14 protein-coding genes and 1 riboswitch are annotated in these 14788 nt (G+C 28.5%); of the genes, 10 read left to right on the plus strand and 4 right to left on the minus strand.

Going from position 1 to position 14788, the window contains the following annotated elements:
• Positions 1 to 51 precede the first annotated feature (51 nt).
• The 4 genes from NSA23_RS05970 to NSA23_RS05985 all read left to right on the plus strand — a co-directional run bounded on the left by NSA23_RS05970 (position 52) and on the right by NSA23_RS05985 (position 3115).
• Positions 52 to 468, plus strand: a complete 417-nt coding sequence (locus NSA23_RS05970; protein ID WP_042680386.1) for a bacteriohemerythrin — start codon at positions 52 to 54, stop codon at positions 466 to 468.
• 150 nt (positions 469 to 618) lie between these two features.
• Positions 619 to 1116, plus strand: a complete 498-nt coding sequence (locus NSA23_RS05975; RefSeq protein WP_042680385.1) for an ECF transporter S component — start codon at positions 619 to 621, stop codon at positions 1114 to 1116.
• A gap of 60 nt (positions 1117 to 1176) precedes the next feature.
• On the plus strand, positions 1177 to 1869 hold the full coding sequence (locus NSA23_RS05980; protein ID WP_042680383.1) for a response regulator transcription factor: 693 nt from the start codon (positions 1177 to 1179) through the stop codon (positions 1867 to 1869).
• Position 1870: 1 nt separating this feature from the next.
• Complete coding sequence (locus NSA23_RS05985) at positions 1871 to 3115, plus strand: HAMP domain-containing sensor histidine kinase (RefSeq protein WP_042680381.1); 1245 nt, start codon at positions 1871 to 1873, stop codon at positions 3113 to 3115.
• A 68-nt stretch (positions 3116 to 3183) separates the two neighbouring features.
• Here NSA23_RS05985 and NSA23_RS05990 read toward each other — a convergent pair whose 3' ends face one another.
• Together NSA23_RS05990 and NSA23_RS05995 are read right to left on the minus strand one after the other, a co-directional pair.
• Entirely contained in the window at positions 3184 to 4518 is a 1335-nt protein-coding gene (locus NSA23_RS05990; RefSeq protein WP_257490334.1) for an alkaline phosphatase, read from the minus strand.
• Between the two features lie 88 nt (positions 4519 to 4606).
• The gene (locus NSA23_RS05995) at positions 4607 to 5842 is read right to left on the minus strand and encodes an aminopeptidase (RefSeq protein ID WP_097668023.1); all 1236 of its coding nucleotides are present in this window, start codon (positions 5840 to 5842) and stop codon (positions 4607 to 4609) included.
• A gap of 673 nt (positions 5843 to 6515) precedes the next feature.
• Here NSA23_RS05995 and NSA23_RS06000 point away from each other — a divergent pair.
• The 4 genes from NSA23_RS06000 (at position 6516) to cas6 (ending at position 11680) form a co-directional block, all read left to right on the plus strand.
• Positions 6516 to 7208, plus strand: a complete 693-nt coding sequence (locus tag NSA23_RS06000) for an ABC transporter ATP-binding protein (RefSeq protein ID WP_042680376.1) — start codon at positions 6516 to 6518, stop codon at positions 7206 to 7208.
• Positions 7195 to 9834, plus strand: a complete 2640-nt coding sequence (locus NSA23_RS06005; protein ID WP_042680374.1) for an ABC transporter permease — start codon at positions 7195 to 7197, stop codon at positions 9832 to 9834. Before NSA23_RS06000 ends, NSA23_RS06005 begins: the two co-directional genes overlap by 14 nt.
• 17 nt (positions 9835 to 9851) lie before the next feature.
• Positions 9852 to 10820 carry a D-alanyl-D-alanine carboxypeptidase family protein gene (locus NSA23_RS06010; protein ID WP_050069750.1) on the plus strand — a complete coding sequence of 323 codons (969 nt, stop codon included), beginning with the start codon at positions 9852 to 9854 and terminating at the stop codon, positions 10818 to 10820.
• Positions 10821 to 10948: 128 nt separating this feature from the next.
• On the plus strand, positions 10949 to 11680 hold the full coding sequence (gene cas6, locus NSA23_RS06015; protein WP_042680372.1) for a CRISPR-associated endoribonuclease Cas6: 732 nt from the start codon (positions 10949 to 10951) through the stop codon (positions 11678 to 11680).
• Between the two features lie 15 nt (positions 11681 to 11695).
• On the opposite strand, the gene NSA23_RS06020 is transcribed toward cas6, so the two are convergent.
• Both NSA23_RS06020 and NSA23_RS06025 read right to left on the minus strand, forming a co-directional pair.
• Complete coding sequence (locus NSA23_RS06020; RefSeq protein ID WP_042680370.1) at positions 11696 to 12121, minus strand: RrF2 family transcriptional regulator; 426 nt, start codon at positions 12119 to 12121, stop codon at positions 11696 to 11698.
• A gap of 149 nt (positions 12122 to 12270) precedes the next feature.
• Positions 12271 to 12792, minus strand: coding sequence for a nucleoside-triphosphatase (locus tag NSA23_RS06025; protein ID WP_042680368.1), 522 nt, complete (start codon positions 12790 to 12792; stop codon positions 12271 to 12273).
• 111 nt (positions 12793 to 12903) lie between these two features.
• A riboswitch (molybdenum cofactor riboswitch) is annotated at positions 12904 to 13023 on the plus strand.
• Between the two features lie 41 nt (positions 13024 to 13064).
• Between NSA23_RS06025 and NSA23_RS06030 the strand changes: the two genes are divergently transcribed.
• Together NSA23_RS06030 and NSA23_RS06035 are read left to right on the plus strand one after the other, a co-directional pair.
• On the plus strand, positions 13065 to 14246 hold the full coding sequence (locus NSA23_RS06030) for a molybdopterin-dependent oxidoreductase (protein WP_081915192.1): 1182 nt from the start codon (positions 13065 to 13067) through the stop codon (positions 14244 to 14246).
• A gap of 17 nt (positions 14247 to 14263) precedes the next feature.
• The gene (locus NSA23_RS06035) at positions 14264 to 14773 is read left to right on the plus strand and encodes a molybdopterin-dependent oxidoreductase (protein ID WP_042680365.1); all 510 of its coding nucleotides are present in this window, start codon (positions 14264 to 14266) and stop codon (positions 14771 to 14773) included.
• Positions 14774 to 14788 lie beyond the last annotated feature (15 nt).

A 14788-nucleotide genomic window follows, 5' to 3' on the forward strand; every position in this document is an offset into this window, starting at 1 on the left:
AAATTTTAAAAATATATTTTTGGGTATATAGTCCTATGGGGAGGTTAGAATATGCTTTTTACTTGGAAGGAAGATTTTAGTGTAAATATTGAAGATATTGATAAACAACATAAGGAACTTTTTAGAATAGGCTCAAGGTTATATACTATTGTTTCATTAAAGGATGGAATAGATAGATATGATGAAATAATAGAAATATTATATGAACTTAAAGACTATGCAGAGTACCATTTTAGTTTTGAAGAAGAGCTTATGAAGAAATATGGATATGATGGAACTGAAGATCAGATAAAGGCACATAAGAAATTTATAGAAAAAGTAATTTCTATAAGTGAAGAAGAAGTGGATATTGAACAGAAAAAGATGGGGATGGATCTTATATTATTTATAGCCAATTGGATTGAAAATCATATCTTAAAAAGTGACATGGGATATAAAGATTTTTTAAATGAAAAAGGTGTATATTAGATCTTATAAATTAAATTATAAAAGACTATTTAAGCAATAGTCTTTTATTTTATCTTGAAAAAGCGTATTTAATATATTATGATATATATGAGTACGGTTTCGGAAAATAATAAATGTACCCATACACATAAATAAAAGGGGGACATATAAATGGAAAATCAAAAATTGAAAGAAATAACTAGATATGCTATTATGATTGCTCTTACTACTGTAATGACCATGGTTGTCCATATACCTACACCATCTACAAAAGGATATTTAAATTTAGGAGATATGGTAGTGTTCTTAGCTGCAATTATGTTTGGCAGGAAAGGTGGATTCATAGTAGGAGGTTTTGGTTCTGGATTAGCTGATATGTTACTTGGATACACACATTATGTTCCTATTACTTTTATTGTTAAGGGATTAGAAGGGTTCATAGCAGCTAGTTTATTGAAAACTAATCTAGGAAAAAAAGTTCCAATTATTCCAATGATATTAGGAGGAGTTTGGATGGCTTTTGGATATTATATAGCAGAAATATTTATGTACGGAGCCAAAGCAGCATTAGCTTCTGTTCCTGGTAATATAGTACAAGGACTATTTGGTGGAGTAGTAGCTACAGTATTGGGAGTAGCTCTAAAGAAAACAGGGGTATTTAATTTATAAAATCCCCTGTTATTTTTTTGTCTATGGTATAATTTATAAAAAGGCAAAAGGAGAATTATTATGAATAGAATATTACTTGTAGAGGATGATAGTACATTAGCCATTGGAATAGAGTATTCATTAAAAAATGAAGGCTATGAAGTTGATGTATCAGAGACCATATTAGAAGGGAAAGAATTATTTGAAGAAAATACATATAGATTAGTGCTTTTAGATGTAATGCTTCCTGATGGAAGCGGATATGAGCTTTGTAAAGAAATAAGAGAAAAATCTAATACCCCTATAATTTTCTTAACAGCTTGTGATGAAGAAGTAAATATTGTAATGGGTCTTGATATTGGTGGTGATGATTATATCACTAAACCTTTTAGAATAAGAGAACTTATCTCAAGAATCAAGGCTGTATTAAGAAGATATGAAGAGGATAGCTATGGAGATATTTTAATATCTGAAGATATAAAGATGTTTCTTTTAGAGGGGAAAGTAGAAAAAAATGGAGAAGAAATTTTTCTTACACCTATTGAATATAAACTTCTTGTGCATTTCATGAAAAATCCTAATCAAATTCTTTCAAGAAACACTATATTAGAAAGACTTTGGGATACTAGTGGAGAGTTTGTAGATGACAATACCCTTTCAGTCTATATAAAAAGACTTAGAGAAAAAATAGAAGATAGCTCATCAATACCTAAGTATATTAAAACAGTAAGAGGATTAGGATATAAATGGGATACAGATATAAGGAGGGGATAGAATGTTTAGAAATCCTGAAATTAAATCTATTGCTGCAAAGCTTTTAGTATTTCAAATTGTATTTAGCATTTTTATATTCATAATAGCAGGTGCAAAAATGGAAAAATTGAATGAAAGAATAATTGATCAAAATGCGGCATTAGTAGGAAATATTTTAACCAAACATCCTGATTTAGAAAATGATATTATCAAGTATATAACTAATGGACCTAGTCAGGAGGAAATAGGAAATGGTAGAAAAATTCTGTCCCAGTATGGTTATGATGAAAATCTTGAAAAAGTCGCCCAACCTTTATTAAAAAATATAAGTCCTAAAATTGAAATCATATTGTTCGTTGTGTCTCTTGGTTATTTTATACCTTTACTTTTATTAATAATATCAGAATATAATTCTATTTATAAAAAGGTACGGAAAATTTCTTTTGCTGCCGAAAGAGTTGTAGAAGGCGATTTTTCTATTAAATTAAAAGAAGAAGGCGAAGGAGATTTTAGTATATTAAGCAATCAGTTTAATAATATGTCAAACAGGTTGGAATCTACTTTAGGAAGTTTAAAAGAGGAAAAAATATTTTTGAAAAACATAATATCCGATATTTCACATCAATTAAAAACTCCATTATCTTCTTTAATCATGTTAAACGAGTTAATAATTGAAGATGAGAACATGGAAGAAGACATTAGAAAGGATTTTTTAAATAAAATGAAAAGCCAACTTTCTAGAATGGAATGGCTTATTATAAATCTTTTGAAATTAGCAAGGATTGAGGCAGGTGCTATACAATTTAGAGAAGAAAGAGTCCCATTGATAGAAGTAGTTAAAGCCTCTATATCTTCTTTAAATATGAAAGCTAGTGAGAAAAAACAGAAGATAAATATTATAGGAGAAAATGAAGATTTTTATTTATATGGAGATATGGATTGGACAATAGAAGCTTTAACAAATATTATCAAAAACTCTATAGAGCATAGCTATGAGGGTGGAGAAATTAAAATAAGCCTAGGTGAAACTCCATTATTTAGCCAAATAATCATTGAAGATAATGGTGAAGGAATAGATGAAAAAGATTTGCCACATATATTTAAAAGATTTTACAAGGCTTCTACTAAAGTAAAAGCGGAAAGTATTGGTATAGGTTTAAATCTTTCTAAATCTATAATTGAAGCACAAAATGGGAGCATAAAAGTAAGAAGTGAAAAAGGAATAGGGACTAAATTTATTATCACTTTTTTAAAAGGCGTGATATAAATGAATAGAGTAGATTTTTAATAAGATTGATTTTTTACTAAAATCTACTCTATTTATTTAAGTAAATATTACTTTAGTTTCATAGATAATATAGCTAATTTATTTATATCTGTATTATCTAGATGTTTTGAAAATAGCTCTGCATTTGGTCCATAGGCTTTAACAGGGACATCTACTCCTGTATGAGCTAAGGAAGTCCACCCAGTATTTGATCTTGTATTCATTATATTAGTAAGTATTTCAAAAATATCTCTTTTATTTTTATTTTCTAATGCAAGCGTTATTTCTGATTCTTCTTTTTTAGTGAGATCATTTATTCCTAGTTCATCTTTAATTACAGCTTTATAATTAGATATTGTAATAATTTCTGATAAGTATTCAATTGATTTTCTTTGACCTTTTAAAACTTCTGGATAGTATTCATATTTGTCATTGGCACCAATAGAAAGACCTCCAGTTTCATGATCTGCTGTGACTATAACCAAAGTTTGTTTATCTTTTTTTGCAAACTCATAAGCGGCCTTTACTGCCTCATCAAAATCTAATACTTCATTGACCATAGTGCCAGGATCATTGCCATGGGCAGCATGATCTATTCTTCCACCCTCAACCATTAAGAAAAATCCTTTATTATTCTTACTTAATATATCTATAGCTTTATTTGTCATTTCCTCAAGATTTGGTTCTACTGAAGAATTTCTATCTAATTTATAATTTATATGAGAGTTGTTAAACAGACCAAGAATTTTTCCGTCATTTATATTTTTTAAATCATTTTTTGTTTCTATATATTTATAACCTATGTTTTTAGCTTCTTCTATAAGATTCCTACCATCTTTTCTTTTACCACCATCTTTTTTATCAATAAAATTAACTTTTCCTCCTCCTAGTATTACATCTACTTTATTTTCTATTATATCTACAGCTATTTCAGTTTCATTGCCTCTATTAATATTGTGGGAAGCAAAACAAGCAGGTGTTGCATGGGTGACCCTAGTAGTAGTTACAATACCTGTAGATTTCTTATTTTTTTGAGCTTTTTCAAGTATTGTCTCTATAGGTTTCTGGTTTAAGTCTACACTTATAGCTCCAGCATAGGTTTTTACACCAGTAGCTAATGCAGTTCCTGCTGCAGCAGAATCAGTAACCCATTTATTGCCGGGATCTGCCGAATATGTAGAAGCAGTACCAGTATAATCAAACTCGTCCATATATAGACTATCACCTTTATGGATCCTTCCTAAATTAACTTGCTCAGTACCCATTCCATCTCCAATGAGAAGTATTACATTTTTAACTCTACTTGGTTGGGCAAAAGAAGGAATATATATTGCCAGAAATAGGGAAAGAACTAATAATGTTGTTAAAACTAAATTAAATCTTTTTTTCTTAAAAAAATTCATAAAAAAACCTCCCTTGAAATTATATTTAATTTAATCATATGGGAGGTTTATTAAAAATATGTTAAATTACGGTAAAAGTTTGTAAAGATTAAAAGGCCCAATTACCATTTTTAAATATTTGAAATTTTTCACATTCTTGAGTTTCTCCTACAATATTTAAATCTTTTGCTCCTACCATAAAGTCTACATGTACAAGAGAGGAGTTAACACCATGGGCTTCTTTTCCCTTATCATCCATTTTACTTCCACCTTCAATACAGGTAGGATAAGCCATACCAAAAGCTAAATGACAGGAAGCATTTTCATCAAATAATGTATTATAAAATAATATATTTGAATTAGATATTGGTGAATCATATGGAACTAATGCTACCTCTCCTAAGTATTTTGCTCCTTCATCAGTTTCTAAAAGATTTTTAAGAGTCTCATAACCTTTTTCTGCTTCAAAATCTATAACTTTTCCATCTTTAAAAGTAAGTTTAAAATTATCTATTAAATTTCCACTATAGTTTAATGGCTTTGTACTTACAACTGTTCCATTAACACCAGTCTTTTTAGGTAAAGTAAATACTTCTTCAGTAGGCATATTTGCTACAAAAAATATATCTTTTGTAGTATAATCTCCACCACCAGCCCATATATGACCTTTAGGTAGTTCAACAATTAAATCAGTACCATTTGAAGAGGTATAATGTAGATTTTTAAATTTTTTCTTATTTAAAAACTCTAATTTTTTATTTAAATTATCTAAATGTTCATTCCAAGCTTTAATAGGATCTTCTTTATCTATCCTTACAGTTTTAAATATGGTTTTCCAAAGTGTATTTAAAGCTTTTTCTTCAGACATCTCAGGGAATACTTTAACTGCCCAGTCTTTTGTAGGTATGGAAATCACGCACCAAGATACATGATTATTCATAGTATATTCTCTAAACTTTTCCATAGCCTTAGAGCTAGATTTATTACTTGCAGCAATTTTTCGAGGGTCTACTCCTTTTAGAAGCTCAGGATTTGATGCAGCTATAGATAGAAATCCTGCTCCATTTTCAGCAAATTCTTCAAATCCATCGGCTTTCCATTTTGGAAAGTTTTCAAATACTTCTATAGGTGCATGATCATATTTCATTCTAGTTAGACTTTCATCATTCCATTCTACATGGACTTCTTTTGCTCCTTCTTCATAAGCATATTTTGCTACAAGCCTTACAAAATCTGCAGCTTCAATAGGAGAATTTATTATTAGAGTTTGTCCCTTTTGAATATTTATACCTGTTTTTACTGCAAGTTGGGCATATTCTTCTAACATATTTTCAAAACTCTTCAAATTAATCACCTCGCATATATTCTTGATTATAGTTTATATGAAAATATAGACATTGTAAATATTTACTAAGGAAAAGGTTTTCGTTTATATAAAAAATATTATTTTCCTATTGATTTACAATTTGATTTGTATTATAATTTTCTATATAATAGGAAAATTTGTTTTATATACACTTAAAGGAGGCTTTTAACAATGATTAAAATAGTGAACTCAATTTTATCAAAAAAATATAATAATAAGTTGGATATGTTAAGAGCCTTAAATGAGATTTTTTTGTCCAATTAAATATTGACAATAAGTAAGTCATAGCAAATTAGGCTATGGCTTTTTTATTTTAATAAATATTATATTGCAAAAAACCATAGGGCTTTCTATGGTTTTTTTTATGTTCAAAAAAGAAAGGAGGATTAGAAAGATGTTATTTGTTAAAAAGGTAAATTATCTAGTTTATTTATATGGAGGTGATTTTAAATGGAGGTATTTTTAATGTTTTTATTAGGTCCTTTTAGATTTAAAAGAGATAAGGGTCTTGAAGAGTATTTAAGATTAGAATACAAGAATTCAAATGGAAGAATGTAGTCTTACAAAAGTGTAAGAGAAAAATTCACCTCCCTGTAAGATTTTTATATTAAATTATAATTAAAGCTAATAAGAAGCGAGGGAGGTAATAAATTTGGAAGTTGTAAAAATAGTAGATTTATGCAAAAGCTATGGTACTGGTGAAATGAAAGTGGATGCAGTTAAAAATATAAATTTTACTATAAATAAAGGAGAATTTATAGCAGTAGTAGGTCCTAGTGGTTCAGGAAAGAGTACTTTACTCCATTTATTAGGAGGAGTAGATATACCAACTAGTGGAAAAGTATATGTAGATGGAATAGATATATTTGGGCTAAGTGAAAAAGAGTTGGCTGTATTTAGAAGAAGAAAAGTAGGATTTATATTTCAATTCTATAATTTAATACCAGTTTTAACTGCAGAAGAAAATATACTTTTGCCATTGCTTTTAGATAATAAGAAGATAGATAAAAAATATATAAATGAGCTTATTTCTATACTTGGACTTGAAGATAGGAGAGGGCATCTTCCTAGTGAGCTTTCAGGTGGTCAACAACAGAGAGTCTCCATAGGAAGGGCTCTTGCCTATAGTCCTTCTATAGTACTTGCTGATGAGCCTACTGGAAATTTAGATAGTGAGAATAGTAAAGAAATAGTAGATCTTTTGAAACTATCAGTTAAAAAATATAATCAAACATTGGTTTTAATAACTCATGATTTGGATATTGCTTCTCAAGCAGATAGAATAATAACAATTGAAGATGGCTCTATTACAAAAAATGAGGTGCTTTACAATGGAAAGTTATAAAGAGATAACTGGAAGGTATTTAAAAGAACAGAAAAAGAGAACAATACTCACTTTATTTGGCATTATACTTTCAGTAGCCCTTGTTACAGCTATTGCTACTATGACTGTAAGTATGAGAGAAGCAGTTATAAAAGAAGTAATTAGAAGTAATGGAGATTATCATGCTATTTTTAAAGAGATTCCAGGAGAAAAGATAGATAAAATAATAAATAATGTAGAGATAGATAAGGCAGGTATAGCTAAAGCAGAAGGCTATGCAACTATAAAAAAAACAACTGAAAAAGAAAAGAAAGAATGGGGAGATAATGTTCTTCCTTATAGATATTTAAGTATAATAGGATATGATAAAGAAGCTCTTGATATATTCTCTTATAAAGTGGAAGAGGGTAGGCTTCCTAAGAATTCAAATGAGATAGCAATGGATAAATACACAATGGAATACTTTCCTAAAAAGCTTGAAATAGGAGATAAAATAGTCCTATCTCTAGGTAATAGAATAGGTAGTCCTGGAACTAAGGAAGAGTTTTTTTATGAACAAAATACATCTAGTTTTATTTGGCATGATGATGGGAGTGAAAATGAGAAATTTGAAAAGGAAAGAGAAAAAGAATATACAGTAGTAGGAATTATTGAACACTCTCAGGAAAGGTATTTTATATCAAGTGCTATAAGTGGTGTAGACAAAAAAGATTTAAAAGGCAATAATTATGATATTTATACAAGGTTTGATAATGTGAATAAAGTTCATGATAAGGCTACAAGCTTAGCTGCAAATATAGCAATAGAATCAGATAATATAGATTTTAATGAAGATCTTTTAAGACTATATGCTCAAAGTTTATCCAGTGATTTAAATAGAACTCTTATTTTGTTACTAGGATTTATTATATCCTTAGTAGTAGTAGCTACAGTGGCAGTTATATATAATTCTTTCAATATTTCTGTATTAGAAAGAATATCTCAATTTGGGCTTTTACGTTCCATAGGTGCTACTCCAGAGCAAATTAAAGGGTTGGTACTTAAAGAAGCAAGTATATTGAGTATGATAGGTATACCTATAGGATTATTTTGTGGGATACTTGCTATGAAAATAGTTCTTTATATAATAGGATTTTTTAAATTTGAACTATTTAATAATGTAGAATTAGTAATATCTCCTATAGTTCTTATAATAAGTTCTATAATTGGGATAATAACTGTTTTTATTTCAGCTTATGGTCCAGCTAAAAAGGCAGCTAAAATATCCCCATTGGAAGCAGTGAGGAATGCAGGAAGTTTTAAGAAGGAATCCTTTAAGAAAGTTAGAAGTTCCAAATTAATTAAGACTATATTAGGAGTAGAAGGGGAAATAGCTTATAAAAATTTAAGAAGGAATAGGAAAAGATTTTTAATAACAGTGTTCTCTATGATTATAAGTATATCACTTTTCATTACTTTTTCTAGTTTTTCTAATTTCATGTTTAAAATGGGAGTAGCAGATTATGAAGAGAAGGGAGATTTTGTTGTACCTACTAACAGTAAATCTGATGAAGATGTAGAAAAAATATATAATGAACTAAAGGGAATATCCGATGTAGAAAGAGTATATAAAGATATCTCGGCTTATAGCAGTTTGTTAATTGAAAATGAGAAAATAAACCCTAAACTAAAACAATTGAGACCCTATGACTACGAAGAGAGTAGTGAGAAAAAAGGTTTTACATTGGTGGCTAACAATAAGTTGGAGGCCTATGGAAATGATAATTTAGAGGTTTTAAAACCTTATTTAAAAGAAGGTACTCTTGATATAAATGAATTAAATAAAGAAAATGGGATTTTAGTAGTAACAACTACCAAAACTTTTAATGATAAAACAAAGAGACCTGTAACAATAGATGGATTTGATTTAAAAGTTGGAGATAAAATATTTATATCAGATTATAATGAATTTTTTGAAGAAGGTTCAGGAAAGTTTAAGGAAGCAAAAGTAATGGGAGTATTAGAAAGTGGAGCATTGGGGAATCCCTATAATGAAAATGGAAGTATGAATATTATATTTACTGAGGAAAATTTTGAAAAACTAATGGGTAAGAAATATGGAAATGATGTATTCAAGATACAAATGAAAAAAGATGGGGATATAGAAAGTATAAGAAAAAAACTAAATGAATTATTGGACTCAGGTTCAATAGAAGAGTATGTAGATTATTTAGAAAGTGCAGAAGAGGATAGAAATGCAGCTATAGTTATGAGTATATTTTTATATGGCTTTGTAGCAGTAATTTCTTTAATCAGCTGTATAAATATTATAAATACAATAAGTACTAATTTAATTCTTAGAACTAGAGAATTAGCTATGCTCAAGGCAGTGGGAATGTCCCAAGGTAGTGTGAAAAAAATGGTTGCTCTAGAAAGCCTATACTACGGCATAATAGCTGCAATATATGGTGGATTATCTGGAACAGGACTTTCATTCTTATTATATAAAATAGTAATAGGTATAAATGAAATAGAGTGGATTGTACCATGGAAAAGTATCATTATTGCTTGCCTAGGAGCTACTATTATAGCGTTAGTATCAGGTTTTGTACCACTAAAAAGAATAAATAATGGTGATATAATTGATAAGATAAAAATAGAAGAATAAAGCCCTGAGGTGATAGCATGAATAATATAAGAATGAGACAATTGTTATTTTTTACAATGATTTTCATTTTGTCTACAAGCTCTGTAACTTTTGCTAAAAATATAGGAATAGAGAATGATGTCTCTGCATACTTGTTAGGAGATTTTGAAAGTGGACAAATTGTTGAAGAATATAATATAGATGTTCCTTTAGCAATAGCTAGTATTACAAAGCTCATGACTTATACAGTAGTTATGGATGAAATAGAAAAAGGAAATATATCTATGAGAGATAGGGTAGTTATAGATAAAGAGACTGAAGAAATTAGTGGTTCAACCTTTGACCTAAAAGAAGGAGAAAAATTTTCTGTAAAGACTTTACTTGAAAGTGCTTTAATAGTTTCTGCAAATGATTCTTGTGTAGCATTAGCTAAGTATACAGCAGGGGATGTATCAAACTTTGTTAATAAAATGAATGAAAAAGCTAAAGAAATAGGTTTAGAGAATACAAATTATTTAAATCCTAACGGACTTCCTGAGAAATATGGCCAGAATACTATGAGTGTTAGAGATATATTTAAACTTTCAAGGTATATATTAGAAGAATATCCTGAAGTACTTAAAATAACTAAAAAACCCAAAATGAGTATGGGAATAGGATTAAACACAAAAGACAGAGAGTTTATAAATAAAAATACTAATCCATTATTAGAGGAAATAGATGGAGTAGATGGCCTAAAAACAGGGTTTACCAATGAAGCTGGATATTGCCTAGTTTCTACTGTAAGTGTGAAGGGACGATTTGGATGTAAGGATTCTAGACTTATTGGTATAGTAATGGGAACTGAAAGTGAAGAAAAAAGAAATGAAACAAGTAAAAATTTATTAGATTATGGAATATCAAATTATGAAAATAAAGAAATTGAAGTTTTTCAGGATGGGGATTTAGTAAAAGATAATTTCATTTTTAGAATTGTTAGAGAGATTATAGATTTTGTAATAAGCTAATAGTAAAAAATATACTTGACTTTACCAGCATCAATAAACATGGTACAATTTAGTTATGTACTATGATTGGTAATATCAAGTATATTTTTTATATTGGAAGATTAGGACAGAATTTAAGGGGGAAAGTTATGAGGGTTCAAGTTTCTTTCGATACAAATGAAATACCAATTGCATATAATATGTTAGTAGTATCTCTTATAAAAGAAGCATTAAAAAGATCAGATTCAAATTATTATAAAAAACTTTTTAACTATAAAGGAAAGAAAAACAAGAAGAGCAAAAATTATTGTTTTAGTTTAGACTTAAAAAACTATGAAATTGTAAATCATAATTTTATGATTAAAGGAGGAGTAATAGTAAATTTTAGTTCTCCAGATAATGAATTTACCTTTAATTTATGCAATGGATTAAAAGAAATTAATAATTTTAAATATAGAGTATATAGTTTGTTGCGTAAGGCCATTGTAGAAATTAAGGAAAAGAAAATAGAAGATAGAAAAGTTATGTTTGAAACATTGTCTCCAATATATATTAAAAATAAAGAGGGCATTCATCTAAGTCCAGAATCTGAAAGTTTTGAAAGAGAGTTAAATTATATATCTAATATAATATTGAATAATTATAGAAATTATGGATTAAGGGAGCCGCTGTATTTTAAGTCTATAAACATGAAAAAAAGAGTAGTTAAAGAATATGTAAGGGATTTCAAAAAGATTACTGGTAGAAAATATATGTATATAAATGCTTATGGAGGTAGATTTCTTTTAGAAGGAGATAAAGATGATTTGAATGATCTATATAAACTAGGTATTTCTTTTAGAAGAAACCAAGGTTTTGGAATGTTGGAGGTTATTAGCTAAAAAAGGATAAGGGGTTTACCCCTTATCTAAGTATTTGCCATCAGAAATATCTTTAAAGTTTATGGAAGAAAGCTGTTCTATTAGTGTTTCCTGAACGCTGCCCAGTGCATTATGTATTAGACATTTATCCGGTCCCTTATTATTACATTCTTTAGGATTTAATAGGCAACGATTTAAATGTATAGGACCTTCTACTGCTTCTATAACATCTTTTAAAGAAATATCTTTAGGTGATTTTTTTAGGGCATATCCTCCGTTTACTCCCATAAAAGATTCCACTATATCTGCTTTTTTTAATTTCTGCAGAAGTTTTAAAAGGAATCTTAAAGGAATATTCTGATTTTCAGCTATAATATTTGCACTTACTTTAGCTTTGGGTTCTAATGTTGAAAAGTAGACAACTACTCTTAAAGCATAGTCTGACTCTTGTGTTATTTTCATAATAAACTCCTTTTTACAAAAGATTATATACTAACCAAGTTTACATTCACTATATTATAATTGAGAAGGCTTGTCAACAATCTTTGACAAAAAAGTATCATGTTTTTATTTTATTCACAATACATTTAAGATTTTCATATAGAAGTGGATTATTTAAGTGGAATATTAAAGGATTTTATTATATTTAAAATTTTATTTAAAATTAAATCTCTATTTTCTTCTGTAATTTCTATAATTATAACATCGTCTCTTGCTTTAATATTATTTAGAAACTCACAGTCATATTTTTTTAGAACTCCTAATACTATTTTGTCACTATCTAACAGTCTATATATTTTGGAAGTAAAGATATTTATATCATTTTCCATAAACCCTAGCTCATCTAATACTATTATATCCCTATTTTCTAAACTTTTATCAAGAATAGATGGAATACCAGTACTAAAAGATTCCATAAAAATTTTTCTGGAAAAATTTTTGTTATTTATTTTGGCTATAATATATTTTTCTATATTATCATATAATGATTTTACAGTGTGTGTTGTTATATCATTACATATTGTTTTTTCTGTCATATATCCTCCCACAGGGATATTAATTTTTTTTAATACCTTTTTTAATACAGTAGATTTTCCTACTTTAATTTCTCCAGTTAAAAATAAATTATTCATTATCCCACATCCTTTTTCTGAACAATACTGGGACTAAGATTATACTTAATTGACAGTAATGACGATTTCATTATATAATGAAATTAGAAAATTGTAAATTTATTTTATAAAAACCAAATATATTCCCGAGTATATATTCCTGTAGACAATTGTCCAAGGATTATATACCGATAGGGTATAGGAAGAAATTTCTATGCCTCCCGTTTGGAAAGGGAATGCTGATTAACTACTAATTTAAAGATATGCAAAGGCATATCTATTAAAGTTATTGTTTGAATAAAACAGCTCCCTTTACAATGGAGCTGTTTTTAGTTGTTTATAATTTGAGAAGAAAGGAGGATATTGTGAAATCATTTTCTAAAAAGTATAAATTTATTTTAATAAGTATGATGATATTAGCATTGACATCTTGTAATAAAGCTGTAAAAACAGGAAATAAAAATTCAGAAACTTCTAATAAAATATGCATATCGGGACTAGAAAAAGAAAATATAGAAGTAAAAGTAGATGAAATAAAAAAATTAAAAAAAGTTAATAAAGATGTAGTAGCTGTAACTTCTAGTGGGGAGAGGAATGAAATGAATGTCTCTGGAGGGTTATTGGAGGAATTATTGGGAAAGTATAATAAATCTCAAAAGAATCTCTCCATTGTACGATTTATTGCTACAGATGGATATTCAATAGACATACCAAAGGAAGTGTTAGAAAATAGAGATATAATACTTGCCTATGAAATTGATGGAAAACCTTTATTTGAAGATAGCCAGCCATTGAGGATTATTATTCCAGATGAAAGGGCTATGTACTGGGTGAAGGGCCTAAATAAAATAGAAATTGTAGAAAATGATAAAAAACAAGGGAATAAAGAAATAGATAAAATAATAATATTTGATACAGCCATACTAGATTTAAAACAAGAAGATTATAAGTATTATGAAAGTGTAGACAAGGCTATTAAAACAAATGATTTATTAACAAGTCATGCATCAGATAATATAGAGGATGAAATATTTATTAAAGCAGCTGATGGACTTGAAAAAAGTGAATCAAATAAGGTATTTAGAGATGCTTATATTAAAACTACTGGTAAAGATTCTCCAATATTTCTGTCATCAGATATGCCTAAGGGAATGACTGTAAAAGATATATTGTGGTTTAGTACTGGAAGCACTTCATTTTTATCAATATCTAAATCATTTGAATATTTTGATGAATCCAATTCAGATAATATTAAAGGAATTTTGTTTAAAGACATAATGGATGATATAGATTTAACAAAGGGGAATACATATATATTTGTTGCAAAAGATGGATATAAGGTAGAGGTATCTTCGGAAGATGCTAACAATTGCATTTTATATAAGAATGAAGATAATAAAGTAGTAGTTTATTTTTCAGGTCTTGAGAAAAGTACTTCTGTGAAAGATTTATTATTTATAGAAGTGAAAAGATAAATTTAAGGGGGATTTTGATGTTTAGAGTGAATAGAAAAAAATCATTATTAACGGTATTTGTTCTAATTTCAATACTATTGTTTACTGCTTGTTCATCTAAGAAAGTATCAGAAGAAGGAAATAGTTTAGATGGAGAGCCTGAATGGAAAATAGCTATTGAAACTCCAGATGAGAAAACAGTAGAATTAACAAATTTAGATATGGACGAAGTAGGTACAGTAGATATAGAAGCTACAATGAGAAAGAAAGATGGCACTGAAGAAGAAAACAAATGGTCAGGAATGCCATTAAAAGAAATTTTAGAGTTTGCTAAAGCTAGTGAATACAGCACAGTTGAAATTGAAGCTGAAGATGGATTTTCTGTTGTATATGATAAAGAGATAGTTGAAAGTGATGGAACAATTTTGGCTGTAGAAGTTGATGGCAAAAAGCTAGATGAAAAATCAGGTCCAGTACAAGCTGTTGTAGATGGAGAAGGAGCAAAGCTGTGGGTTAGACAGGTTTCAAAGATTAAAGTAAGCAAATAGTTGGAGGACTTTGGT

Origin of the sequence: Anaerosalibacter massiliensis (genome assembly GCF_024623155.1) — a bacterium.
GTDB lineage: Bacteria > Bacillota > Clostridia > Tissierellales > Sporanaerobacteraceae > Anaerosalibacter > Anaerosalibacter massiliensis.